The sequence below is a fragment of the Pseudomonas piscis genome (assembly GCF_009380155.1).
Lineage (GTDB): Bacteria > Pseudomonadota > Gammaproteobacteria > Pseudomonadales > Pseudomonadaceae > Aquipseudomonas > Aquipseudomonas piscis.
Genome location: NZ_WHUV01000002.1, coordinates 1381476 through 1406371, shown reverse-complemented (window position 1 = coordinate 1406371; position 24896 = coordinate 1381476). Strand labels below are relative to the sequence as shown.

General features: G+C 65.0%; 26 protein-coding genes. 12 read left to right on the top strand and 14 right to left on the bottom strand.

The features are described 5' to 3' along the window. Positions 1–8: 8 nt before the first annotated feature. The 3 genes from GDH07_RS16350 to GDH07_RS16340 all read right to left on the bottom strand — a co-directional run bounded on the left by GDH07_RS16350 (position 9) and on the right by GDH07_RS16340 (position 4040). Positions 9–2441, bottom strand: a complete 2433-nt coding sequence (locus GDH07_RS16350) for a TonB-dependent siderophore receptor (protein ID WP_178124070.1) — start codon at positions 2439–2441, stop codon at positions 9–11. A 101-nt stretch (positions 2442–2542) separates the two neighbouring features. Further along, positions 2543–3514: a FecR family protein gene (locus GDH07_RS16345; RefSeq protein ID WP_152898191.1), complete on the bottom strand. Its 972-nt coding sequence runs from the start codon at positions 3512–3514 to the stop codon at positions 2543–2545. Further along, entirely contained in the window at positions 3507–4040 is a 534-nt protein-coding gene (locus GDH07_RS16340) for an RNA polymerase sigma factor (RefSeq protein WP_022643740.1), read from the bottom strand. The genes GDH07_RS16345 and GDH07_RS16340 overlap by 8 nt, the downstream gene beginning before the upstream one ends. A 249-nt stretch (positions 4041–4289) precedes the next feature. On the opposite strand from GDH07_RS16340, the gene GDH07_RS16335 reads away from it, so the two are divergent. Next, a complete protein-coding gene (locus GDH07_RS16335; protein WP_152898190.1) occupies positions 4290–4913 on the top strand; it encodes a cell wall hydrolase in 624 nt (207 codons plus the stop codon). 9 nt (positions 4914–4922) lie between these two features. Here GDH07_RS16335 and GDH07_RS16330 read toward each other — a convergent pair whose 3' ends face one another. After that, complete coding sequence (locus GDH07_RS16330; protein WP_152898189.1) at positions 4923–5264, bottom strand: hypothetical protein; 342 nt, start codon at positions 5262–5264, stop codon at positions 4923–4925. Further along, on the bottom strand, positions 5261–5662 hold the full coding sequence (locus GDH07_RS16325; protein ID WP_152898188.1) for a GFA family protein: 402 nt from the start codon (positions 5660–5662) through the stop codon (positions 5261–5263). The genes GDH07_RS16330 and GDH07_RS16325 overlap by 4 nt, the downstream gene beginning before the upstream one ends. A gap of 275 nt (positions 5663–5937) precedes the next feature. On the opposite strand from GDH07_RS16325, the gene GDH07_RS16320 reads away from it, so the two are divergent. Next, entirely contained in the window at positions 5938–6399 is a 462-nt protein-coding gene (locus GDH07_RS16320) for a methyltransferase family protein (RefSeq protein ID WP_152898187.1), read from the top strand. 19 nt (positions 6400–6418) lie between these two features. On the opposite strand, the gene GDH07_RS16315 is transcribed toward GDH07_RS16320, so the two are convergent. Continuing rightward, a complete protein-coding gene (locus tag GDH07_RS16315) occupies positions 6419–6853 on the bottom strand; it encodes a hypothetical protein (RefSeq protein WP_085596598.1) in 435 nt (144 codons plus the stop codon). Between the two features lie 173 nt (positions 6854–7026). On the opposite strand from GDH07_RS16315, the gene GDH07_RS16310 reads away from it, so the two are divergent. Next, on the top strand, positions 7027–7560 hold the full coding sequence (locus tag GDH07_RS16310; RefSeq protein WP_152898186.1) for a DUF1993 domain-containing protein: 534 nt from the start codon (positions 7027–7029) through the stop codon (positions 7558–7560). Positions 7561–7580: 20 nt separating this feature from the next. Here GDH07_RS16310 and yfcF read toward each other — a convergent pair whose 3' ends face one another. Both yfcF and GDH07_RS16300 read right to left on the bottom strand, forming a co-directional pair. Next, positions 7581–8213: a glutathione transferase gene (yfcF, locus tag GDH07_RS16305; protein WP_343038262.1), complete on the bottom strand. Its 633-nt coding sequence runs from the start codon at positions 8211–8213 to the stop codon at positions 7581–7583. 218 nt (positions 8214–8431) lie between these two features. Next, positions 8432–9391, bottom strand: a complete 960-nt coding sequence (locus GDH07_RS16300) for a DMT family transporter (protein ID WP_152898185.1) — start codon at positions 9389–9391, stop codon at positions 8432–8434. A 155-nt stretch (positions 9392–9546) separates the two neighbouring features. On the opposite strand from GDH07_RS16300, the gene gcvA reads away from it, so the two are divergent. The 7 genes from gcvA (at position 9547) to GDH07_RS16265 (ending at position 16179) form a co-directional block, all read left to right on the top strand. Further along, positions 9547–10455 carry a transcriptional regulator GcvA gene (gcvA, locus tag GDH07_RS16295; RefSeq protein WP_152898184.1) on the top strand — a complete coding sequence of 303 codons (909 nt, stop codon included), beginning with the start codon at positions 9547–9549 and terminating at the stop codon, positions 10453–10455. A 49-nt stretch (positions 10456–10504) separates the two neighbouring features. Further along, entirely contained in the window at positions 10505–11038 is a 534-nt protein-coding gene (locus GDH07_RS16290) for a GNAT family N-acetyltransferase (protein ID WP_343038261.1), read from the top strand. A gap of 75 nt (positions 11039–11113) precedes the next feature. Next, positions 11114–11443, top strand: a complete 330-nt coding sequence (locus tag GDH07_RS16285) for a hypothetical protein (RefSeq protein WP_022643751.1) — start codon at positions 11114–11116, stop codon at positions 11441–11443. Between the two features lie 15 nt (positions 11444–11458). Continuing rightward, positions 11459–11896: a bifunctional diaminohydroxyphosphoribosylaminopyrimidine deaminase/5-amino-6-(5-phosphoribosylamino)uracil reductase RibD gene (locus GDH07_RS16280; protein ID WP_152898183.1), complete on the top strand. Its 438-nt coding sequence runs from the start codon at positions 11459–11461 to the stop codon at positions 11894–11896. Between the two features lie 34 nt (positions 11897–11930). Beyond that, positions 11931–12488, top strand: coding sequence for a nucleotidyltransferase family protein (locus GDH07_RS16275; protein ID WP_343038271.1), 558 nt, complete (start codon positions 11931–11933; stop codon positions 12486–12488). A 151-nt stretch (positions 12489–12639) separates the two neighbouring features. Next, positions 12640–14928: a 5-methyltetrahydropteroyltriglutamate--homocysteine S-methyltransferase gene (gene metE, locus GDH07_RS16270; protein WP_152898181.1), complete on the top strand. Its 2289-nt coding sequence runs from the start codon at positions 12640–12642 to the stop codon at positions 14926–14928. Between the two features lie 528 nt (positions 14929–15456). Continuing rightward, entirely contained in the window at positions 15457–16179 is a 723-nt protein-coding gene (locus GDH07_RS16265; protein ID WP_022643754.1) for a CPBP family glutamic-type intramembrane protease, read from the top strand. Positions 16180–16194: 15 nt separating this feature from the next. Here the strand turns inward: GDH07_RS16265 and GDH07_RS16260 are convergent, their stop codons facing one another. Continuing rightward, positions 16195–17091: a DMT family transporter gene (locus tag GDH07_RS16260; RefSeq protein WP_031321503.1), complete on the bottom strand. Its 897-nt coding sequence runs from the start codon at positions 17089–17091 to the stop codon at positions 16195–16197. 117 nt (positions 17092–17208) lie between these two features. Between GDH07_RS16260 and GDH07_RS16255 the strand changes: the two genes are divergently transcribed. Next, positions 17209–18543 (top strand): aminotransferase-like domain-containing protein, encoded by a 1335-nt coding sequence (locus tag GDH07_RS16255; protein WP_022643756.1) that lies wholly within the window; start codon positions 17209–17211, stop codon positions 18541–18543. A 44-nt stretch (positions 18544–18587) separates the two neighbouring features. Here GDH07_RS16255 and GDH07_RS16250 read toward each other — a convergent pair whose 3' ends face one another. From GDH07_RS16250 to GDH07_RS16230, 5 genes are all read right to left on the bottom strand, one after another. Beyond that, on the bottom strand, positions 18588–20216 hold the full coding sequence (locus tag GDH07_RS16250; protein WP_031321505.1) for a methyl-accepting chemotaxis protein: 1629 nt from the start codon (positions 20214–20216) through the stop codon (positions 18588–18590). A gap of 244 nt (positions 20217–20460) precedes the next feature. Further along, positions 20461–21342 carry an alpha/beta fold hydrolase gene (locus GDH07_RS16245; protein WP_152898180.1) on the bottom strand — a complete coding sequence of 294 codons (882 nt, stop codon included), beginning with the start codon at positions 21340–21342 and terminating at the stop codon, positions 20461–20463. Positions 21343–21429: 87 nt separating this feature from the next. Continuing rightward, on the bottom strand, positions 21430–21951 hold the full coding sequence (locus GDH07_RS16240; RefSeq protein WP_152898179.1) for an alpha-ketoglutarate-dependent dioxygenase AlkB: 522 nt from the start codon (positions 21949–21951) through the stop codon (positions 21430–21432). A gap of 54 nt (positions 21952–22005) precedes the next feature. After that, positions 22006–22311: a hypothetical protein gene (locus tag GDH07_RS16235; RefSeq protein ID WP_152898178.1), complete on the bottom strand. Its 306-nt coding sequence runs from the start codon at positions 22309–22311 to the stop codon at positions 22006–22008. 70 nt (positions 22312–22381) lie between these two features. Next, entirely contained in the window at positions 22382–23107 is a 726-nt protein-coding gene (locus GDH07_RS16230; protein WP_022643762.1) for a murein L,D-transpeptidase catalytic domain family protein, read from the bottom strand. Between the two features lie 150 nt (positions 23108–23257). Between GDH07_RS16230 and GDH07_RS16225 the strand changes: the two genes are divergently transcribed. Next, on the top strand, positions 23258–24829 hold the full coding sequence (locus tag GDH07_RS16225; protein ID WP_152898177.1) for a L,D-transpeptidase family protein: 1572 nt from the start codon (positions 23258–23260) through the stop codon (positions 24827–24829). Positions 24830–24896: the final 67 nt, after the last annotated feature.

The following is a 24896-nucleotide window of genomic DNA, read 5'->3' as shown; positions in this document are numbered from 1 at the left end:
GCCAAGGCTTAGAAGTCCCAGCGGGTGCTGAGCATGAAGTTGCGCGGTTCACCGTAGGCGGCCGAGTTATAGAAACCGACGTTGGTGTAGTAGGACTTGTCGAAGATATTGTTGACGTTCAGGGTCGCCGACAGGCTGTCGGTGATCTGGTAGCGGGTCATCAGGTCCACCAGCCAGTAGGATGACTGGGTGATGTCCTGGTTGCGGTCCAGTGGCTTGTTGTAGATCGAGTACCAGCCTTTGCTCTGCCAGCGCAGGCCGCCGCCGACGGTCAACTTGTCCAGGTCGCCCTTGAGCTTGTAGGTGGTGTACAGGTTGACCTGGTCCTCGGGTTCGAAGGTTGAGAGTTTGTCGCCTTTGTCATCGCGTACCACTTTGTGGGTGTAGCCGGCCTGGACCTGCCAGCCTGGGCTCAACTCACCGGAAATCTCCGCCTCGTAACCCTTGGTGACCGCCTTGGACCCCTTGTAGGCATAGTTGCTCGGGGTGGGGGTCAGGTTGTTGTAGGCGTCGTCGGAGATCGGCCGGTTGTTCTCGCGTATCTCGAAGTAGGCCAGGCTGCTGTTCAACCGGCCTTCGAAGAATTCTCCCTTCAGGCCCAGCTCGTAGTTCTGGCCTTCATCCGGCTCCAAAAGCTTCTGCTCCCTGTCCTTGTTGAAGCTCTCCTGGGGCATGAAGATATCGGTGTAGCTGGCGTATGCCGAGAAGTTCTCGTTGAGGTCATAGATGATCCCGGCATAGGGGACGAAGCGCCCGCTTTCCCGGTACGACGGGGTCAGGCCGGTCTGGTGATAGTTGACCACGCGCCCGCCGAGGATGACGTTCAGGTCGTCCAGCAGGTTCAGGCGGGTGGTCAGGTAGGCGCCAGTCTGGCGCGTGGTGTCGTCGGTAATCTGCGCCGGAGCCTGCCAGATGGGGCGGGACAGGTGGCCCTTCCAGTTGTAGAAATCCACCTTGTTGCCCTGGGGCCAGACCGGCGCCCAGTAACCTTTGCCTTGCCAGCGTGACGTGCTGATCGAACCGCCCAGCACCAGCTCATGGTCGCGCCCGAACAGGCTGAACGGCCCGCTGGCATAGAGATCGGCGGAGGTGCTCTTGGTTTCGCCGGTGTACTTCTGGCCGTTGATCTCGGCGCTGCCATCGGCCTGGGGCTGGTCGAACTGGATCGAGCCCAGCTCGGCATGGTAGCTGTTGATCTTGTGGTCCAGTTGCAGCTTGGTGACCCAGCCATCGCCCAGGTCATGTTCGAGCATGGCGAAGGCGGTGCGGGTGTACTGCTCCCAGGCGCTCCAGGTCGTACCGTTGTTGTAGGAGCGCGACATCTTGTTGATGCTGCCGTTGGAATTGACCAGCGGGAAGGTGCCGGACCAGCTGGAGCCCTTGGGAATGTTGTCCTGCATGTCGGCGCCCACGGTCAGCATCGTATCCGGGGACAGGTCGAACTCGAGGATGCCGTAGTAGGTTTCGGTCTTGCGCGAGTAGTGGTCCAAGAACGACTGCTTGTCCTGGTAGGCGGCAACGGCACGACCACGGACATTGCCGCTGTCGGTCAACGGGCCGCTGACATCCACCTCGCTGCGATAGTTGTCCCAGGAGCCCGCGCCCAGGGTGGCGTGCCCCTTGAATTCGGCGGTGGGTTTCTTGCGCACCAGGTTGATGGTGGCGCCGAGCGAGCCTGCGCCGGTCAGCAGGCCGGTGGCGCCCTTGAGCACTTCGACCCGGTCGTAGATCGCCATGTCGCTCAGGGTGTTGCCTGCCGAGTAGGCGACATTGCGCGAGGTGGAGGGAATGCCGTCGTACTGGAAGTTGTTGATCGAGAAACCACGGGCGTAGTAGTTGGTCCGGTCGGTGTCGTAGGCCGATACGGTGATGCCCGGGGTGTGGCGCAGCACGTCGTCGACGTTGTTGAGGTTGAAATCTTCCATGTGCTGGCGGGTGATGACGCTCACCGATTGCGGGGTCTGGCGGGGGCTCAATACCAGCCGGGTGGCGGTGGCCAGGGTGCCCGGGGTGTAGGAGCCGGAGCCCTCGGTCACGGTGCCCAGTTGGTTGCTGATGATCTGGGTCGCGCCCAGTTCCACGCTCTTCTCCACCGCAGGCAGGCGGGTCAGCAGGACGGCATTGAGGCCATTGCGCTCGAAGCCCAGGCCGGTGCCCTCCAGCATCTTGGCCAGTGCCTGTTCGGCGCTCATCCTGCCGCTGACTCCCGGTGATTCGAGGCCTTGGGCTATCGGCGAGGAATAGGCGATCTGCAACCCGCTCTGGGTGCTCAGTTGGTCCAGGGCCTCGGCCAGGGGTTGCCTGGCGATGGAGAAACTATGCAGGTTCGACTCTTGCTTGCTGGGGGTGCTGGCGGGCTCGACAGCCGCTGCGTGCCCGCAGGCCAGGCAGATGGCTAGCGCCAGGATGCTGCGGGCGGGGATGTGGGATGAGAAGTGCATGGAAGTCCCGTACGAAATAGGAATGATTTGCAAAAGCAAACACCCTGACGGGTTGTCCCTGACAAAGCCGTAAAACTTTTTTCTCGCGTGCCTTGGGAGTGTCAGCGGAGCACCAGGATGCCACCTGGCAGGCGGGTGAACTCGGTCCCCGTGACCTTGCTCAAGGCCTGGACGACCGCTTGCGGATCGTCCAGCCGGTAGTTGCCGCTGACCTGCTGCTGGGCGGCGGCATCGTTGAACAACAGGATCGGTGCCCGGTAGTAGCGCCGCAGCTCGTCCAGCACCTGGGCCAGCGGCATGTCCTGGAACGACAAGCGGCCGTTGAGCCAGGCCATCTGCCGTTCACTGCCTTGCGGGTTCAACGCTTGCAGGTGTCGGTCTTCCAGCCGTTGCCAGTTGCCGGCCTGCAACAGGCTCTGTTCGCCATCGTCGCTGGCCAGGCGCACCCGGCCTTCACGCACCGCCACCGTGACGGCCTCGTCATGACGATTGACGCTGAAGCGCGTGCCGACCACCGTGACCGTGGCGTCGCCGGCGTCGATGATCATGGGCCGGGAAGGATCGTGAAAGGCTTCGACATAGAGCTCGCCGCGCAGCAGGCGGATGCGCCTGTGCTCGCCGTCGAACGCGGTGCTGATAGCGCTATGGCTACCCAGGACGACATGGGAGCCGTCGGCCAGGTCGAATGCCTGCACCTGGCCCACTCCAGCCAGGTGATCGGCTTGCAAACGCATTGGCAAGTCGCTGATCCAACCTGCGCCGAGCATCAGCAACAAGGCTGCGGCTGCCGCCAGCCAGCGGCCAGTGGCGGGTTTGCGGCGTACCGGGAGCGGCGCGGGTGGTAGCTCCAGATCCAGCGCCAGATGCTCCAGAGCCTGCTCGAAGGAGGTGGACTCCCACAGTGCCTGCAAGGCTTCATAGGCCGCAGCGTGTCGTGGGTCGGCGTTGCGCCATTGTTCGAAGCGTTGGCGCAGCAGTGGGTTGCCAGCCACCGCCTCGCGCTGGGCGAACCAGTCGCTGGCCTGTTCTCGCGCCGCGTCGCAGGGCAGGGCGTTGCTTGGGTGTTCAGTCATCAAGATCGTGCCGGTCGGTGGCCTTGAGGCAGGCGTTGAGTGCATGGCGCAGGTCCTTTTCCACCGTGCTCAGGGAGACCTGCAGGCGCTGGGCGATCTCGCCTTGGGAAAGGCCGTGCAGTTTATGCAAAACCAGGATTTGTTGCTGGCGCTTAGGCAGGGTGGCCAGTACCTGCTGCAGCAATTGCAGTTGCTGCTGGCCCTGTACGTGGCTATCGGGGCCCGGCGCGGCGGTCGGAACCTGGTTGATCTGGCGATCGTCGCCCAGCTGGTATTCGAAACGGCGCTTGCTGCGCTGGTTGCGCAGATGATCGAAAGCCAGGTACTGGGCCGTCTGGTAGAGAAACGGTTGCAGATGCTCGATGGGGCGGCTGTTCATGGCCTTGGCCACCCGCAGGTAGGCTTCCTGGGCCAGGTCTTCGGCCAGGCTGGAACAGCCGACCACGCGCGACAGCATGCGGATCAACGCACCGCGCTGGGCGACGAACAGCGTGCTGAGTCGTTGTTGGTTGTCTCCGGTCACCATCGCCCACGATCCTCGCTACGCTGGTGCGGCACCAGCGTGAATGGGCGGCTATTTTAATGAGAATTCGTATCATTACCAGTGGCTGCTCCAGTCGTGCTCAAGGTTTTTACCGTGTGAGTGTTCTGTGGTCGGCGCTGGGTTGGCCGCGGAATGTTTTAGCCGCTCGATGGTCGATTCATCATGGCTCCCGCCGACTTGCCAGCAGCGCGAGGGGGCGGGGTGGTTAAGGTTCACCAGGACGAATCGATCATGCACCTGATTGCCAGGATCATCTGTTTTTGCTTGCTGCCCTTGACTATCTCAGCCTGGGCGGTCGAGCCGCAGCCGGCAGTCCGGGCCGCTGCCGAGGACAAGGCCCAGGCCCTGGAGCAGAAGGCTGCGGACAAGCAAAGCCCGAAGACCGCGCCCGAGGCCGCTCCCCTGAGCAAGAGCGAAGCCCAGGCCGTCGATCCGGCGGGCCAGGCACCACTGGACGATGCCCTGACTTGCCTGTCGCGGACCATCTATTGGGAGGCCAAGGGCGGTGAGGCCGAGGACATGGAGGCGGTGGCCGATGTGGTACTCAATCGCCTGGGCCACGAGGGGTTTCCCGGGACGGTATGCGAGGTGGTCAAGCAGGGTTCGCAGAAGAGCCCTTGCCAGTTCTCCTGGTGGTGCGATGGCCGTCCGGACCAGGTGGAAGAAGAACAGCGCTACAGCGTTGCCAAGGAGATCGCCCGCAAGGCCTTGAACCAGCAGCTCAAGGACCGCACCGGCGGTGCGCTGTACTTTCACGATCGCAGTGCTTCGCCGGATTGGGCCCGGGCCTACATCAAGACCGTCGAGATCGGCAGCTTCCTGTTCTACCGGCCCAAGGATGTGGCCGCCCGCTAGCGCACGGCGCTAGGGCGTTGGCAGATGCTGGCGCAGCCAGCGCTTGGCCAGTGCCCCCAGGCGCTGGCCGACGGACTGCTCGAAGGCTTTCCCATGCACCAGTTCCAGCAGCCTTGTACAGAGCCCGTGGTCGAGGGGAAACCCTTGTTCCAGCCATTGGGCCGCACACCGTGGCCAGTAGGGCGAGCCGGAGCCCAGGGCGGTGAGCAGCAGTTCGCGCAGCGATAGCGGCTCGGGCAGCGGTGCATCGATCTTCAGCTCGCCGACTGCGCCGGGCAGGTCGGCCATGACCCTGGCCCAGGGACGCTCCAGCAGCGGCAGCAGCCAGACATAGCTGAATTCCCGGGTCATGGCTGCTGGGGGAATTGATCGGTGATGGTGTGCCAGTCGGCTTTCGTGGCCACGCAGTGGTGCTTCTGCCGTGGCGCGGCGAAGGCGCTGTCCAGGGTGGCGATGGCGATCGACAGCCAATCGGCGAACTGGCCCCCGGCGTTGTGCCAGAACAGCGAGGAGCCGCATTGCCCACAGAACTGGCGCAGCACCCCAGGCGAGGACTCGTAGGCCTTGAGCGCAGCGCCTGGGTCGTCGATGGCGAGGTGGGCGCGCAGGGTGCTGGCATAGGTGGCGAAGGCGGCGCCATGGCCCTTGCGGCACTTGCGGCAATGGCAGTGGGTGACGGCCTTGAGTTCACCGTGGACCTGGTAGGTCACGGCGCCACACAGGCAGCTGCCTCGATGGGGGTTCTGCATGTTCATCTCTTGCTTGAAGGGGAAGGGCCTTGGGGCGGTATTGTCATCGCAGGCAAGGCCTTGCTGGAACTCGTTGCCTGGCAATCCCCGCGCCGTGGGGAGCGACATAGTGATCCAGGCACTCCATCGCCTCAATCCCCTCGGTCCATTCTGGTATCGGTGTGCCGTGGGGGTGTTGCTCCAGCTTCAAGGCAGGTCCAGGCATTCTAACCGGGCTTACTGACGGATAACCTGTAGGCATCGGCCACAGGGCCATGGGAAGAGGGAGGCAAAACATGCAGGGACTGGAACATCGCATTCCGCCACCGGCGATCGCGCTGCTGTGCGCGCTGCTCATGGGGCTTGTGGCCTGGGGGACGCCGGGCTTGGAACTGGGCCACGGTCTACGCCTGGCATTGGCCTTGCCGCTGGTGTGCGCCGGCGTAGGGGTGGCGCTCGCTGGCGTGGTTTCGTTTCGCCGGTCCAGGACCACGGTCAATCCGCTCAAGCCGGGGAACGCCTCGGCGCTGGTCACCTCGGGCATCTACCGCTACTCCCGCAACCCGATGTACGCGGGCTTCGCCCTGTGCCTGCTGGCGTGGGGCCTGTACCTGGCCAGCCCCCTGGCGCTATTGGGCGTACCGGGGTTCGTGTTGTACATGAATCGCTGGCAGATCGGCCCCGAGGAGCGAGCCCTGGAGCGGTTGTTCGGTAGCGGTTTCACGGCTTACCAGCGGCAGGTGCGCCGCTGGCTTTGAACGGGGGGGGTGGGTAGGCTCAGGCGGCCTGGACCTGCAGTTGCAACTGGCCATCGGTTTCCCGGGCCAGGCCGCTGGCCAGGAACAACGGCACCAGGCGCTGGTGCAGTTGCGGCTCGACGAACTCCTTGACCGTGGCCAGTTCCAGTTCGCCAGGTACCAGCAGCTCGGCCTTGGTGTAGGACAGCCAGGCCTTCTTCAAGGCCTGCAGCACATCGCTACCGGCGGTGGAGGCAAAGCGGCGGCTGGCCACCTGGCCGGAAAACTCGAAGCTGTGGCGGTATTCGTAGCCACTCTCGTCGCCCTGGCTGGCCACGCAGCGGCCGCAGGCACAGGGACCGTCGGCGAAGGCGGCGCGCAGGTAGGCGTTGAACTCGACGATGGGCTTGAGGGCCAGGCGCTTGTCGACTTCGAACAGGTCCCCGGTCATTGTTGCTTCACTGCTCAAGGTCATTTTCCTCATTGGCTGGCGGTGTATTTCTCAAGGGGCGCACCATAACAGCAGGATCGGCGCACGGGTACCTTTGTCACCGGTCGGCACCGTCGAGCCCGGCCTGGTCACCTGCTAGGCTGCAAGCCCTGTGATCATCGTGCGCCCAGGCGCACCCCGAGCCTGAGAGCAAGCCTATGTCGATCCATGCTGTGACCGTCACCTGTTTCGCCCAGATGTTGCATACCCTGGAGACCCTGCTGGCCAAGGGCGAGGAGCATGCCCGGGGGCTGGGTTTCGACCCGCAGAACCTGCTGGATGCGCGCCTGGCCCCGGATATGTACGATCTGGCGGCGCAGGTGCGTTTTACCTGTACCCAAGCCCGGGAAGCGGTGGAGCGCCTGAGCGGCCAATCGGTCAGCACACTGCCGACGCCGGCCAACATGGCCGAGGCCAAGGCACTGATCCGCCAGACTGTGGCGTTTCTCGCCGATGCCGATGGCCGATTGATCGATGACAGCGGTGCGCGGGCCGTGGCTATCGAGCTGCCCAACGCCATCGCCTTCGACATGACCGGCGAGGAGTACGCGCGCAACTGGGCCACGCCACAGTTCTATTTCCACCTGGTCACCGCCTACAACATCCTGCGCCACAACGGTGTGCCGCTGGGCAAGGCCGAGTACGCGCAACACATGTTCGCCTACCTGCGCCAGGCTCCGGTCGCCGACTGAGCCGTGACCTTGGCCAGTGCCTACAGTGCCGGGCGCTGCAGCTGCACCCATTCCTGCACCGCCGGGCGCTGCCATTGGCGCTGGGCGTAGTCCACCAGGTTCGCCGGTACCGGGTCGCCGTTGAGCACCAGGCGGTTGAGCATCAGCGCCAGGTCGACATCGGCGATGGACCAGGTGTCGAACAGGTACTGGCGCCCGTCCTCCAGCAGCGCTTGTGCCGCATCGATCAGCTTGGCCGCCGCCACCTGGGCCTGGGTCGACAACGGCTCGCCGCGCTGGCCGTAGAACACCACCAGGGTCGAGCGCTCCTGGCGGATCGGCAGCAGGTCGCTGCGCAGCCAGGCCTGCACTTGGCGGGCCTTGGCCCGTTGGCGCGGCGCCTTGGGGTAGATCGGGACCTGGGGGAACAGCTCCTCCAGGTATTCGGTGATGGCCGAGGATTCGGACAGCGCGAACCCTTCATGGGTCAGGGTCGGTACCCGTTGGGTCTGGGACAGCCGGGCGTAGTCCTGGCTGCGGTTCTGCTCGGCGTCGAGGTCCAGCGGGAGCATTTCGAAATCGATGCCTTTCTCCCGCAGCGCCACGAATACGGACATGGCATAGGGGCTGGTGAACTGGGCATCGACGTACAGGCGCGGGCGGGAAGCGGTCACGGCATGATCTCCAATGGGGGAGCTAACACGCTAAGAGATCGTGGGCGAGAAATACAATGCACGATTTTCATGGGCCTATTCTTCGTGGGAATACTGCGCTGAGCGCCAGCATGCAGATACGCGACCAGGCGGTACGCCCCATTGCCGGATGCCCCGTGCGCAGCCGGCCGCGTGCAGGGGATGGGCGCTCCACGCGCTGCTGGGCAGCGCTTGCCCGGCTAGATGTCCCGGCCGAGAAAGCTCTCGCGATCCACGGGTTTGTCCTTCGCCCGGGCCAGGCGCTTGAACAAGCGACCGTCGATGGCCACCAGGCCCAGGGTGATCAGGGCCATGCCCAGCAGGTGCTTGGCGTGCAGGTGTTCGCCCAGGACCAGGGCGCCCAGCACGATGGCACTGACCGGGATCAGGAACGTCACCAGCATCAGGTTGGTGGCGCCGGCGCTGGCCAGAATGCGGAAGAACAGCACATAGGCCAGGGCCGTGGACAACAGGGCGATGCCCAGCAAGGCGGCCCATACCGGCAGGCTCGGCAGGGCCAGGGTCCAGGGGCGGTCCACCAGCAGTGCCAGGGGCATCAGCAACAGGCTGGAGGCGCAGACCTGGCCGGTGGCGCTGGGCAGTGGGGCAATGCCCATGGCCTTGAAGCGCCGGCCGAAGATCCCGGCCAGGGCATAGGACAACGCTGCCCCCAGCACGGCCAGCTGGGCGCCCGACTGCTCACCGAGGCCGGCCAGGGCATCGGTGCCGATCATGATCGCCACACCGATGAACCCCACCGTGACACCGGCCAGCTTGTTGCCGGTGAGTTTTTCATCGGCGGTCAGCAGGTGGGCCACCAGAACCGCGAACAGGGGCGTGGTGGCATTGAGGATCGCCGCCAGGCTGCTGGCGATGTGGGTCTGGCCCCAGACGATCAGGCTGAAGGGCACCAGGTTGTTGAGCAATCCCATGCCGAGGAACGCTTGCCACGCCTGGCGGTCGGTGGGCAGTTTCAGGCCCGTGATCCGCAGCACCGCCAGCAGGGCAAGGGCCGCCAGGCACAGGCGCAGCAGGACGATGGTCAAGGGCGGCAGCTCCTTGACGGCGATACCGATGAAAAAGAACGAACCGCCCCACAGGACGGACAAAACCAGCAACTGGCCCCATTGCGAGGCGCCCATGACATTCTGCTTGGTCATGCCTGTAGCTCCCGTTTGCCGATCGATGATTGAGTCTTGCTCGGATTTTTCGTCCAGTGCTTGCACTTGATGTCGTGCTGGGGCCAATTATTCTGGGAGTTTTCAGTCGCTGACAAACCAGCATTTTTCGCTGGATGATTAAGGAGGGTTAAATCATGAGCATGGAGTTGCCGTCCCTCGTCGCGTTACGTGCATTCGAAGCCACGGCGCGCCACCTGAGTGTGACCCTGGCGGCTGGCGAGCTGCACGTCACTCCCGGTGCGGTGAGCCTGCAGATCAAGGAACTGGAAGCGGCCCTGGGCGTGACGCTGTTCGTGCGTCGGCCCCGGCGGTTGCTCCTGACCGCTTCCGGCGAAGAGTACTTCGCCACCTTGCGGACGGCGTTTCGCATGATCCGCGAAGCCACTGCCGAACTGGTGGGGCGCACGCGCCTGGAGGTGCTGGTGCTCAGTTGCACGCCGAGTTTCGCCGTGCAATGGCTAGTGCCACGCCTGGGGCAATTCGAGGCAAAAAACCCTGGGGTGGATGTACGCATCAGCGCCTGCAACCGGGTGCTCGACCTGGCTCGCGATGGCATCGATCTTGCGGTTCGCCATGGCTTTGGCCGCTACGACGGCCTGGTCAGCGAGCGCCTGCTCGACGATCAGCTGGTGCCGGTGTGCAGCCCGCAGTTGCTGGGTCCGGAGGCCATCCTGACACTGGCCGAGCTGGCGCACCTGTGCCTGCTGCATGACGAACATCGCCATGATTGGCGCCTGTGGCTCGAGGCGGCAGGAGGCGCGTCGCTCGATGAGCATCAGGGGCGGGTGTTCGTCGATAGCAACGGGGCCATCGAGGCGGCGAAGACCGGCCTCGGCGTGGCCCTGGTGCGCCGCTCGCTGGTGGCGCGGGAGCTGGCCGAAGGGACGCTGCTGGCGCCCATGGCACAGGGCATCGCCAGCGATCTGGCCTACTACCTGGTGTATCCGGCCACTGCCCTCGAACGCCCGGCGGTGGCGGCATTGCGCGAGTGGATGCTGATGGAGGCGGGGAGCGCCGTTACCGGCGCTGTTTCGCCGTCCTGAGCGATTCGCTTGGCAATGAACGTCGTTCAACTGTTGTACAAGGTCAGCTGTGCCGCTATTCGAAACCCCGCGCCTTATCGGGCGCCCGCTGTCTCGCGAGGACTTGCCGGCCTTGACGGCAATCCTCAGCGACCCTTGGGTGATGAAGCATTCCCTGCGTGGCGTGTGCGATGAACAGGCCACCAGCCGGTTCATCGACGAGTGCCTGGTTTGCTACGCCGAACAGGGCATCGGGCCCTGGGCCCTGGTGGAGAGGGGCACCGGTGAATTGGTGGGGTTCTGCGGAGTCAGTCCCGAACAGGTGGGTGGGGGCCGGGAAGCCAACCTGGGCTATCGCCTGGCCCGGCGTTTCTGGAACCGCGGCCTGGCCACCGAAGCGGTGCGTGGCGTCCTGGCGTTGGTCTTCGGCCCGCTGGGCCTGGACTGCGTGGTGGTGATTATCGAACCGGACCATGGTGCGTCCTTGCGAGTCGCCGAAAAGGCCGGTTTCAGTGAGTACCAGCAGATGGAGTTCCATCAGCGTCCGGTGCGGTTGTATCGCATGGGTGGCCAGCATTGGCAGGCACTTTGCCTTGACGGTTGAGGCGGCGTACTGGCCCCGCGGTTCCCGGAAGTTCGCCAAAATCACTTTAATTTCAGGTGGTTAGGTGACCGCAAAATGCGCCATGTGTTGATTACGCTGACTTCGTTTGCCTTGATCGGAGGGGCGTGCAGCGCCCAGGCCCGGGAGCTGGCGGCCAATGACCGGTATGTCTGCAGTTGGGGCGCAGGCACGGCTGCCAGGGCCCAGGAGCTGAAGTTGTCGGGAGTATCGCTGTATGCGGCGCGGCAGAAGATCCAGGTCTACAAGTTCAGCAAGGGCTGGATGCGCATGATGGCCCTGGGCATCACCGAGCAGACCTACGACAGCCCGTCGCGAATCAAGCCCGAGGCGTTGCGTAAAAGCTTTTACGATGACTGCCTGAGGTATAAGTTGGCCCGTCGCTGATTGACCGAGGCCGTTATGACTTCCCCCGCCTATTTCATGCAACAGGCCCTGCTTGCCGGGCGCCAAGCGTTGCCCGGCTGTCTGCCCAATCCACCGGTGGGCTGTGTGCTGGTGCAGGGCCAGCAGATCGTCAGCCAGGGTTTCACTCAGCCGCCAGGCGAGCATCATGCCGAAGCCATGGCGTTGGAGCTCTGGCCGGGCGACTGTAGCGGGCTTACTGCCTATGTCACCCTCGAACCTTGTTCTTTTCAGGGGCGCACGCCGGCTTGCGCGCAAGCCTTGGTGCAACGGGGTGTGGCTCGAGTGGTGGTCGCGATGCTCGATCCTGATCCGCGCAATGCCGGGGCCGGTATCCGCATTCTTCGGGAGGCGGGGATCGAGGTCCAGGTAGGGCTTTTGGGCGCGCAGGCCAAGGAGGATCTACGGGCCTATCTGCTGGCAGGCGCACCTTGAGCCTGATTCATGGCGCGAAGCCCCGAGCGCCATGGTGACCCAGGCCGCCCAGGTCGCGGCGATCATCGCCGCCGATCCGCTGCGCCGCCGCCTGCTGCGGCAGGTGCGGGCCCTGGGGCTTGGCGATTGCTGGATCGGCGCCGGATTCGTTCGCAATGCGGTGTGGGACCACCTGCACGGCCGGGCTTGCTCGCCCCTGGACAGCGATGTGGATGTCATCTGGTTTGATCACCGGCGCTGTTCTGCCGAGCTCGATCGACAACTGGAGCAAGTGCTGCTGGCGGTGCATCCGGGCGTGAAGTGGTCGGTGAAGAACCAGGCCCGCATGCATTTGAAGAATGGTGATAGACCTTATGAATCCAGTGCCGATGCCATGACTCACTGGCCGGAAACCGCCACTGCGGTAGCGGTCAGGCTCACTGCCGACGACACCTGCGAAGTGTGCGCACCGCTGGGCCTCGACGATTTGTTGCAACTGGTGATCCGGCCGACGGCAGGGTTCGTGGGGGACAAGCGGCCGATCTTCCTGGAGCGGCTGGGTTCCAAGCATTGGCAGGGCAAGTGGCCGTTGCTCAGGTTGGAAGCCGGCTGAACACCTGAGCAGTGCCTGGATGGGGTTTGGGCGACGGATATCGATTCTTTATCATGAATGTAATTTGTGATGATCAGGATTAAAATGAGTTTGTCTCACTCATGCCGTGCTATCGACAATGGCTGCCATTCACACAATGGAGTTGTCTGTCATGGCTTTGGCTCATTCCCTTGGATTCCCGCGCATTGGCCGCGACCGCGAACTGAAAAAGGCCCAGGAAGCGTTCTGGAAGGGCGAACTCGATGAAGCCGGCTTGCGCGCCGTTGGCCGCGAGCTGCGCCAGGCGCACTGGGCACTGCAGAAAGACGCCGGTATCGAGCTGCTGCCAGTGGGCGACTTCGCCTGGTACGACCAGGTCCTGACCCACTCCCTGATGTTCGGCGTGATCCCCGAGCGTTTCCGTCCGCAGAACGGCCCGGCCACCCTGCAGACCCTGTTCGGCATGGCTCGCGGTGTCAGCGACAACTGCTGCGGCGGTGCCCATGCCCAGGAGATGACCAAGTGGTTCGACACCAACTACCACTACCTGGTCCCGGAGTTCAGCGCCGACCAGCAGTTCCAGCTGGGCTGGGAGCAATTGTTCGAGGAGGTCGAGGAAGCCCGGGCCCTGGGTCACCAGGTCAAGCCGGTGGTGCTTGGCCCGCTGACCTACCTGTGGCTGGGCAAGGCCAAGGGTGCCGACTTCGACAAGCTGGAGCTGCTGGAGCGCTTGCTGCCGTTGTACGGGCAGATCTTCCAGCGCCTGGCGGCACAAGGCGTGGAGTGGGTGCAGATCGATGAACCGATCCTGGTGCTGGACCTGCCCCAGGACTGGAAGAACGCCTTCGAGCGTGCCTACAACCTGATCCAGCGCGATCCGCTGAAAAAGCTGCTTGCCACCTATTTCGGCGGGCTGGAGGAGAACCTCGGCCTGGCCGCCAACCTGCCGGTGGACGGCCTGCACATCGACCTGGTGCGCGGCCCTGACCAATTCCCGAGCATTCTCGACCGCCTGCCGGCCTACAAGGTGTTGTCGCTGGGGGTGGTCAACGGCCGCAACGTCTGGCGCTGTGACCTGGAAAAGGCCCTGGCGACCCTGCGCCATGCCCATGAGCGGGTCGGCGAGCGGCTGTGGGTGGCGCCTTCCTGCTCTCTGTTGCACAGTCCGGTGGACCTGGCCCGGGAAGACCAGCTCGATGCCGAGCTCAAGGGCTGGCTGGCCTTCGCCGTGCAGAAGTGCGAGGAAGTGGCGCTGCTGGCCCAGGCCGTCAACCAGCCGCAGGCACCGCAAGTGCTCAAGGCCCTGGAGCAGAGCCGGACGCTCCAGCTCGGCCGGGCCGCCTCGCCGCGTATCCACAAGCCGGCAGTGCAAGCGCGGGTGGCGGCGATCGGCGCCCGGGATAGCCAGCGCCAGTCGCCATTCGCCCAGCGCATCGCCAAGCAGCGCGCTGGCCTGGACCTGCCGTTGTTCCCCACCACCACCATCGGTTCGTTCCCGCAGACGACCTCCATCCGCCTGGCGCGCCAGTCGTTCAAGCAGGGCAAGCTGAGCGCCGCCGAATACACCGAGGCGATGCAGAGCGAGATCCGCCATGCGGTGCAGATCCAGGAGCGCCTGGGCCTGGACGTCCTGGTGCATGGCGAGGCCGAGCGCAACGACATGGTGGAGTATTTTGCCGAGCAACTGGATGGCTACCTGTTCACCCGTTTCGGCTGGGTGCAGAGCTACGGTTCGCGCTGCGTCAAGCCGGCGGTGATCTTCGGCGACCTGAGCCGCCCACGGGCCATGACCGTGGAGTGGATCCGCTATGCCCAGGGCCTGACCGACAAGGTGATGAAGGGCATGCTCACCGGCCCCGTGACCATGCTGATGTGGTCGTTCCCCCGGGAGGACGTGTCCCGCGAGGTCCAGGCCCGGCAGCTGGCCCTGGCCATTCGCGACGAAGTGGTGGACCTGGAAGCCGCCGGCATCCGCATTGTGCAGATCGACGAAGCGGCGTTCCGCGAAGGCCTGCCGCTGCGCCGGGCGCAATGGCAACACTACCTGGACTGGGCCACCGAGGTGTTCCGCCTATGCTCCTCCGGGGTGCGTGACGAAACCCAGATCCACACCCACATGTGCTACAGCGAGTTCAACGATGTGATCGAGTCCATCGCGGCCATGGACGCCGATGTGATCACCATCGAGACCTCACGCTCGGACATGGAACTGCTGGAGGCCTTCGAGGCCTTCGCCTATCCGAACGAGATTGGCCCGGGGGTCTACGACATCCATTCGCCGCGGGTGCCGGACGCCTCGGAAATGGCCAACCTGCTGCGTAAGGCGGCCAAGCGTATTCCCGCCGAGCGCTTGTGGGTCAACCCGGACTGTGGCCTGAAAACCCGTGGCTGGGCGGAAACCGAAGCGGCCCTGGTGCACATGGTCGCCGCCGCCCGCCAGTTGCGCAGGGAACTGGCCTGACAGTCGTTTGCGTGGTCTTTTAGCCGGGGCTCCCAATGGGGTTCCGGCTTTTTTGTGCCCACTGAACAGCAAGGCCGGGTAACGACGCTTGGCGTGACTGGGCATCTGATACGTATTTTTCTGGTTTATCTGCATCTGTTATCAGCACAGCCGAGCTTGGAAAATGGCGCACCCGCCCGGCCCCTGGCCGGAGAGCGGGCCCGCTGCACCCTAATATTCAGGAGGTCCGATGACCAAGATGGCGTTGTTCTTGTTTGGGTTTCTGGTCTTGACCATCACTATCGGTGCACTTGCCACTATCTCCCCGACCTGAAGCCGGGTCGCCCCAGGCTGCGGTGGCTCGCTTCAAGGCGTGCTGCCGTTGCAGCTTCTGATTGCTCCATTGCTTGCGCTGAATGTCGTTCATCCGGCGTTGCGCCATAGCACCGAGTTGCGCCACCCTGGCGCACCCTCATTGCAATGGATTGCCGACATGAACCCCATCCTTTCCTGCTCCTGCCAGCTACGGTCGCTTGCCGGAGCCGGGCGATGAGTGCCGCCCTGGCGTTGCTCGGCAGTTACCTGCTGTACCTGTTTCCGGGACTGGTGCTGTATGCGCTGTGGTTCGGCCTGACTCCCAGGCATCTGGTGGGGCTGCGTATCGCCATCCTGCTGCTGGGGTTCGTGCTGTTGCGGGATGTCATGACGCCGTTGCAGTTGTGGTCCCTGGGCGCTGGCGCGCAGATCGGCTTCATCGCCAACCCGATGGTGTTGGCGGGGCTGGGCCTGCTGTCGTTGGCAACGCTCGCTTGTCTGGCGAGCGTTGCTGCACAACTCTGGAAACTGGTGGTCTGGGAGCGTCGCGGGTGGCTGTCGGGCCTCGCCCTGGGGCTGCTCGGCGGTATGGCGCTGGGCTTGCCGTTGCGCCTCTATGCCGGGACCGACCTGGACCAGGCCACCGGCTCCTGGTTGCTGGGCATGGCGCTGTTGGCCCTGGGCGGCAATGCCCTGGAGGAAGTGCTGTTCCGTGGCCTGTTGCAGGGGTATCTGGAGCAAAGTTGCGCACCTTGGCGGGCAGCCTTGCTCAGCGCCCTGGCATTCGCTGCCTGCCATGCCTTCCTGGCTTTCAGCGTTACCAGCGCTGGTTGGCCGGTGTTGCTGTTCACCCTGCTGGAAGGCTTGATCTGCGCCGGCTTGCGCATGCGACATGGGGTGCTGGCGGCGATCGCCGCCCACGCCACGGTGATCTGGTTGATCGCCGTGCCGATGTGAGCGGCGCCAGGTTGCCTATTTGGAGAACTTGCGCGCGCCGACGACGCAGAGGATCACTGCAATCGTCACCCCGAGCATGCCCAGGCTGACCTGTTCATGCAGCAGGCCGGCGGCCAGGCCGAGGCCGAAGAAGGGCTGCAGCAACTGCAATTGGCCGACGGCGGCGATCCCGCCCTGGGCCAGCCCGCGATACCAGAACACAAAGCCGATCAGCATGCTGAACAGCGAGACATAGGCCAGGCTGGTCCAGGCCGGCAGGCTGATGCCGCTGAAGGTGGACGGCAGGGTGAACAGAGTCAGGGCGATCATCAGCGGTAGCGACAACACCAGCGCCCAGGAAATCACCTGCCAGCCGCCCAGGGTCCGCGACAGCTTGGCACCCTCTGCGTAGCCCAGGCCGCAGACCAGTACCGACAGCAGCATCAGCAAATCGCCCTGGGGCGAAGCCGTCAGGCCCTGGGCGAAGGCATAACCCATCACCAACAAGCTGCCCAGGATCGAGAACAGCCAGAACACCGGGCGTGGCCGCTCGCCGCCACGGATCACCCCGAACACCGCGGTGGCCAGCGGCAGCAGGCCGAGGAACACGATGGAGTGGGCCGAGGTCACGTACTGCAGGGCCAGGGCGGTCAGTAGCGGGAAACCCAGGACCACGCCCAGGGCGACGACCGCCAGGGGCAGCAGTTGCTGCTTGCTCGGGCGCCGTTCCTTGAACAGCAGCAGGATCGCCAGGGCCAGTATCCCGGCGATGGTGGCGCGGGCGACGGTGAGGAACAACGGATCGAACTCGGCGACCGCGACCCGGGTCGCCGGCAGCGAGCCGCTGAAGATCAGCACGCCGAGAAAGCCGTTGAGCCAACCGCTGGAGGTTTTCTCCAGTACGGGGGATTGCAGGTTCGATGTCCGTTCCATTGAGGGGATCTCGCTTGAAGTGGCAAATTCAGGTCGGCATTGCGCCAAGCCTTGCGTCGGATCCATCCTAGGAGTGAGAATCAGCACAATCAAAAAATTGTCATGGATACAGCGCCTATGGCCCGTGCCCGCTACAAGCAATTGGTCGACGCCTTCGCCGGCGATATCCGCAGTGGCGTACTGGCTCCCGGCACCCGCCTGCCGACCCACCGCGAGCTGGCGGCAAGGGAAGGCCTGGCCCTGGTCACCGCATCCAGGGTGTATGCCGAACTGGAGGCCATGGGGCTGGTCAGCGGTGAAACCGGGCGTGGCACCTTTGTCCGCGAGACTGCCTTGCCGCCAGGGCAGGGTGTGGACCAGCAGGCCACCGCAGCCGGCACCCTGGACCTGAACTTCAACTACCCATCCTTGCCTGGCCAGGCCGAACTGCTGCGCGGCGCCTTGCGCCAGTTGGCCTCCAGTGGCGACCTGGAGGCCTTGCTGCGCTACCAGCCCCATGCCGGGCGGCCCCATGAGCGAGCCCTGGTGGCGCGCTACTTGGCCAGCCATGGGCTGGTGGTGGAGGGCGAGCAAGTGCTGATGGTCAGCGGCGCCCAGCATGGATTGTCGATTGCCGCCATGGCATTGCTCAAGCCCGGCGATGTGGTGGCTACCGATGCCCTGACCTACCCGGGTTTCAAGGTGGTGGCGGACGCCCATGGCCTGGAATTGCTGGCCATTCCACTGACGCCGCAGGGGCCGGATCTTGCGGCCTTCGAGCGCCTGTGCCGGCAGCGGCGGGTGCGGGCGGTGTATGCCATGCCGACCTTGCACAATCCCATGGGCTGGGTCCTGGACCTGGCCTGGCGCCAGCGCCTGGTGGCGATCGCCCGGGAGCAGCGGCTGCTGATCATCGAGGATGGAGCCTATGGGTTTCTCGCCGAGGACCCGCCACCGCCCCTGGCCGCCCTGGCCCCGGACCTCACCCTGTATGTGTCGGGGTTCTCGAAGAATGTCGCGGCTGGTTTGCGAGTGGGTTACCTGGTGGCGCCTGCGGCCTGGACCCAGGCCCTGGAGCGGGCGATCCGCGCCACCACCTGGAGCAATCCCGGGGTGATGAGCGCCATGGCCTGTGCCTGGATCGAGGACGGCACCGTGGCCCGCCTGGAGCAGGAGAAACGCGCCGACGCACGCCAGCGCCAGGCCCTGGCGCGGGAGTTGTTGACGGGGCTGGAGATCCTCGGCCACCCCGGCTCCTACTTCCTCTGGCTGCCATTGCCCGAGGAGGTGCGGGCCGACCAGGTGGCCATGGCGCTGCTGCGCGAGAAGGTCTCGGTGTCCACGGCCGAGCCTTTCGTTTGCGCCGGTCCGGTGCCCCACGCCATTCGCCTGGCCCTGGGCTCGGTGAGCCTGGCGGAGCTGCGCGAGGCGCTGCTCAAGGTGCGTAGGGTGATCGCCCGCTATGCGTTCTGAAGCGGCAAGCTACAGGCTTGCCGCTCGCGACTCGCGGCTGTCCCTCAGAGCTTGAACTGGTTCACCAGGCCGTTGAGGTCCACCGCCAGGCGCGACAGTTCCTGGCTGGCGGCGTTGCTCTGGTTGGCGCCGGCCGAGGTCTGGGTCGACAGGTCGCGAATGTTGACCAGGTTGCGATCCACCTCGCGGGCCACCTGGGCCTGTTCTTCGCTGGCGCTGGCGATCACCAGGTTGCGCTCGTTGATCGAGGTGATGGCCTGGGTGATCTGGTCCAGGGCCAGCCCCGAGGCTTGCGCCGCCTCCAGGGTCAGGTGCGCCCGTTCATTGCTGGTGCGCATGGCGCTGACCGCACCCTCGGTGCCTTCTTCGATGGTGTTGATCATGCTTTCGATTTCCTGGGTCGACTGCTGGGTACGATGGGCCAGGGCCCGCACCTCGTCGGCGACCACTGCGAAACCACGCCCGGCGTCCCCGGCCCGCGCCGCTTCGATGGCGGCATTGAGGGCCAGCAGGTTGGTTTGCTCGGCGATGGAGCGGATCACCTCCAGCACCTGGCCGATGTTGCGCACATCCACCGCCAGGTGTTCGACCCGCTCGCAGGTCTGGGTCACGTCCTGGGCCAGCTGGCCGATGGAATCGACGGTGTGCTGCACCTGCTCGCGGCCATGGTGGGCGGTACGGTCGGTTTCCTTGGACGCCTCGGAGGTGCTCACGGCGTTACGCGCTACTTCCTCCACGGCGGCGGTCATCTCGTTGACCGCGGTAGCCGCCTGTTCCACTTCGTCGCTTTGCTGGTGCAGGGTCTGGCTGGAATGATCGGTCACCGCATGCAGCTCCTCGGCGGCCGAGGCTAGCTGGTTGGAGGAGTCGGCGATGCGCTGCAGGGTGTTGCGCAGGCTGGCCTGCATGGTCTGCAGGGCTTGCAGCAGGCGCGCCGGTTCGTCCTTGCCGCTGATGGCGATGCTCTGGCCCAGGTCACCGCTGGCGATGGTCTCGGCCACGCCCAGGGCCTGGCCCAGGGGACGCACGATGCTGCGGGTGAGCAACAGGGCCAGGGCGATGGTCAGGGCCACGACCACCAGCAGGATCACCACCACCATGGTGATGGCGCTCTGGAACACCTGGCTGCTTTTCTCGGCGGCGGCGACCCCGCCCCGGGTGTTGATGTCGATGATGCTCAACAGCTCCTTGAGCATGGCGTCGGCGTTGACCAGGAACGATCCGCCGTCGACGATGTTCACCGCTGCTTCCTTGTGGCCCTGGCGGACCTGTTCCAGCACCTGGTGCTGGTCCTTCGCATAAGCCGCCCTGGCGTTGAGGTAACGCTCGTAGGCGGCCCGTTCCTCGGGTTCGCTGATCAGTTGTTCGTAGGTGGCCTGCTGGCGGTCCAGTTGCTGTTCGAGCTGCTCGACCCGGGCCAGCAGCGCCTGGACGGCGCTGGCCTCACGGACCACCAGCATGCGCAGGGTGATGGTGCGGATCTGGGTGCTGGTCAGGGCCACGGCATTGGCGGCGACGATGGAGGGTTGCCAGTTCTGGTCGACCTCAAGGGATTGCTGGTTCATGCGCTGCATTTCCAGCAACGAGAAGCCCCCCAGGCCCAGTGCGAGCAAGGCGATCAGGGCGAAGCTGAGCCCTGCGCGGCGGGATATGTTCATCGTTCTCAAGAGCATGACGGTGTTCCTTGTGGCAGCAAAAAGCGCAACCGGCGGGCAGCGCGCGGTTGCATCGGTGCGGCGCGCTATGGAGCAGGCTCCATGGCGCCGTCGGCGTTTTTGCACACAAGGCTGGCACCAGGCGCATCTGGCGGCGCCTTTGGCGAGCGTTATCCAGTGTAGGCGGGGGCACGTCCCCGAGCCGGAAAACCGCCCGATGATAGCACAATGACATGTCTTTCGGGCGGTTTGCTGAAGGGATTCAGCCAGTCTGTTCCAGGAAGAAGCCCGCGACCGCCTCGGCACTGGCGGCCGGGTGTTCCTGCATGAAGCAATGGTGGCCGTCGAGCACCTGGGTATGCAGGTGCCGGTTGATGGTGGCCCAGCGCTCGATCGAGCGGGCGACATAGGGGTAGCTGTCGCGCCCGCGGATCGCCAGGGCCGGGGTGCGGATCTGGCCCAGGGCCTGCCACAGGCGTCGGGGAACGGAGCTGAAGATATCCACTTCACGCTCGGGGGCGCACTTGAGCGCCACGCCCTGGCCGTCATCCTTCAGGCCGTGCTCGATATAGGCGGCCAGGGCCTCGGTGCTCCAGCCCTTGAACACCCCGCGGTTGGCCAAGGCAGCCCGGGCCGCGACGCGGTCGGGCCAGTGGCGTCGACGGGCGGCGGCCTTGCGCGCCAGACTGTGGCGGCGGTTCAGGCCCAGCACCGACAGCACCCGCAGCGAGCTGATCATCGAGGGGGTGAACAGCACCGGATCGAGCAGCACGGCCTTGGCGAACAGTTGCGGGCGCTCGGCCAGCACCAGGCAGGTCAGTACCGCGCCGAAGCTGTGGCCCAGGGCGTAGCGCGGTACTGCGCCGTAGTCCCCCTGTCCGGCCTCGAAGGCTTCGGCGGCCAGTTGCGCGGTGCGGTTCCAGCCCAGGAAAGGGCCTCCATGGTCACTGTCGCCGTGACCCTGGACGTCGCTGAGCCACAGGTCGAAAGACTCGGCCAGCAGCGCCAGCATCGGTTGGTAGGCCATGGCGCAGAAGCCATTGCCATGGAGAAAGTGCAGCAATGGCTTGCCCGAGGGCACGGAGCGCAGGCCGCGCAGGGTGAAGCCTTCGCGGCACGGGTGGGACCAGGGAATCAACTGCATGGAGCCTCGACAGGGGCGGTGGGCACAGTCGGGCATTGTCGACGGGCTGCAATTCGAGTCAAGGGTCGATCCGGACCGCCTCCAGCACTAGCGCTCCTGGAGCTGGCGAAACGACAGGCTGATCCGCTCGCCGGCGCCCGGCGCCTTGGGAATCGCGTGCAGCCACTGGGTCTGCAAGGCGTCGGACATGTGCAGCAGCGAACCGGCGCCCAGGTTGTACTCGTGGATCTGGCCACTTTGCTTGTGCTTGAACAGCATGCTGCGCGCATGCCCCAGGGAAATCACCACCACGCCGGTGCCTGGCACCAGTTGTTCGTTGGCATCGGAATGAAAGCCCATGGAGGATTGGCCGTCGGGGTAGAAGTTGAGCAGGCAATTATTGGGACGAAACCCCAGCAATTGTTCGATGGCCGGGCACAGCCGCTCCAGTATCTCGGGCATGGGTACCGCCGGGTAGCTGATCTGCGAATAGTCGTAGGGCAGGCCGAAGCTGGCAGTCTTGCGCGCGCGCATGCGCTCGTCCCAGGACACCGAGGCCTTGAGCTGCTCGAACAGCGCGAGGGGATCGGGAATGAAACTGGCGACGAAGTCGATATCGGGTGGGGTCATGCTAGGCCTGCCTTGGCTGGAGAAAGAAAATGACGGGAGTGGGTCGCTGCGAGTTCAGTGCCCTGCCTGGAGCTCCAGGGTGCCGCCGCAACGAGCCTGGAGAAACTCTCCGGCCTGTCGCCCCAGCTCGATCCGGGAGGCGTTGATGGCCAGGACCAGGGGCGTCGTGGATAGCGGGTCGATGTGCAGGCGCTGCGTGCTGTCGGCCCGCAGGATCAGGGTCAGCTCCGTCCACTGGTCATCGGCCGCGCTGCGACTGTCGCCATCGGAATCGACATTGCACCCGGTGCCCCACAGGTGTTCGGCGACCAGGTAGAAGGCCGGGCGAGGGCCGGGGCCGTGGAGCAGGAATCTAGGCATGGGGGCGAGCGACAGAGGACGGACCGCGACGGTAGCTCGCCCTCGTTGCTTCGTGCAAGTGCCGGCGGCTTCAGCCGCCGTTGGCGCCGAGGATGCTCGCCACCTGGCGCGGCTGGCAGTTGAGGTAGGCCGAGGATTTGAGCCAGCGCTGGTCGGGATACCAGGAGAACATGAACTGGCCGTCCTTGAGCTTGTCTATGACCTGGCGCGCCACCTGCGGACGCACGGCCGGGCAGCCCTGGCTGCGGCCGATGCGGCCCTGGCGCTGGCTCCACAAGGGATTCACGTAGTCGGCGGCATGGATCACGATGTCGCGGTCACGGGCTCGGTCGTTGAAGCCCGGCTCCAGGCCATCCATGCGCAGCGAGTAGCCATGGCTGCCTTCGTAGCTTTCCTGGGTGCGGAACAGGCCCAGGCTGGACTGGTAGCTGCCCAGGCGGTTGGAGAATTGCGTGGCGAAGTTTTCCCCGGATTTTTGCCCGTGGGCCACCAGGTCGCGCAGCACCAGCTTCTTGCTGCGCAGATCGAAGATCCACAGGCGCCGGGCGGTGGAGGGCTGGGAGTAGTCGATCACTGCCAGGTGCCGGGCTTGCCGGGCACCGCTGCTGACCGCGCACTGCATGGCGCTCAGGGCGCTTTTAAGGGCCTGGGGGTTGAGGTCCGGGGCGGCGTGGGCGAGGCTGGCGTACAGCGTCGGGCTGGTGGTGGGGCGAGGTTTGCTGGAAGCGAAGGAAGGACTGCAAATGGCGCCCAGGGCAAGGGCCGCCAGGCAGAATCGGCACAAGAAGGTCAACATGTCTAAAACATCCCCATGGTCACTTTGGCTCCTGACGTCCTGTCTCCCCGGCAGTCTGGTCTATATGTTTAATTCCCAGGCCTGATTGTTCTCTGCATCTGCCGTAACGCTTGGCCCTCAGCCTGAGGGCAATGGATTGGAGTAAAGCAGTTGTTCAAAAAACACGCATGTTACTTGAGCTTGTGGCTGCTCGCTGCGCCATTGGTCGCGCTGGCCGAGGACTTGCCCCAGGTGCCGGCGAGCCCCCTGTCGGGGGCGCTGGCCCAGCCGGCCCTGGCCTGCCCGGCACTGGCCCAGCGCCTGGACCTGCCGACGCAGCAACTGTTGCAGGCGTTCTATCGCGAGCAGGGCGAGCAACCGGTGTGGTCGACCGGGGCCCGCCTGGAACAACTGCAGGCGCAATTGGCGGGCTTGGTCGATGACGGCCTGGACCCTGGGCGCTATCGCCTGCCGCCAGCGAGCGCGGGGGGCGATGGCCTGTGCCGTGACATCGATATCAGCCACCAGTACCTGCAAGCCCTGCAGGACCTGCATTACGGGCGCCTGTCGCAGACCCGCTTCGAGCCATTGTGGCGGGCCCAGCCGTTGCCGGACGATCGCCAGGGCGTGTTGCTGGCCATTGCCGGGCCGGGGCTGGATGACCTCGGTGCGGTATTCGAGCGGGCACGGCCCAACCTCGAGCAGTACCGCAACCTGCGCCGGGCCTATGCCCATGAGCGGCAACAGCCCTTGCCCCATTGGCAGGACGTGGCCGGCGGCCCGCTGTTGCGCCCGCACATGGAGGACAAGCGCGTTCCGGACCTGGCCCTGCGCCTGTACCACGGCGGTTTCCTGGCCAGCCCCAAGGTCAATGCCGACAACATCTACAGCGACGATCTGGTGAGCGCGGTGAAGAGTTTCCAGCTCAGCCACTCGTTGCAGTCCGACGGCGTGGTGGGGGCTGGCACCCTGAAGGAGATGAACGTCAGCCCGGCCCTGCGTCGCGAGCAGTTGCGCATCAACCTCGAACGCCTGCGTTGGCTGGCCCGGGACTTCGAGCCGAACATCGTGTTGGTCAACGTCGCTGCGGCGCAGTTGAGTTTCTACCAGCACGATGCGCTGGTCTGGCAGACCCGCACCCAGGTCGGTCGCGCCGAGCGCCAGACTCCGTTGCTCAAGTCCCAGGTCACGCGCCTGACCCTGAACCCGACCTGGACCGTGCCGCCGACCATTCTCAAGGAAGACAAGCTGCCGCAGATCCGCCGTGACCAGGGTTTCCTCAATCGCCAGAACCTGCAGGTGCTGGACGCCAATGGCCAACCCCTGGCCGCCGAGGACATCGACTGGGATCGTCCGGGCAACATCCTCCTGCGCCAGGGTGCCGGGCCGCGTAATCCCCTGGGGCGCATCGCCATCCGTTTTCCCAACCCGTTCTCGGTATACCTGCACGACACGCCGAGCCAGGCGCTGTTCAGCAAGGGGCCGCGGGCCTTCAGCTCGGGCTGCGTGCGGGTGGAGCAGGCGTTGCAGCTGCGCGACTGGCTGCTCAGCCCGGCGGAGCGCCTACGTACCAACGATTTGCTGGCCACCGGCTTGACCCACGAGTTCCGCCTGGCCAAGCCGGTACCGATCCTGCTCACCTACTGGACGGTGCAGGCCGACAGCCATGGGCAGTTGCTGTACGCACCGGACATCTACGGGCATGATCCGCAGCTGTCCACCGCCTTGGGCAGCAAGATCTGACTTGCGCAAACCGCGTCCTGGCCTGGTGACTTGCGGTATTGTGTGCGGCCTTTTTCGCCACGGATCC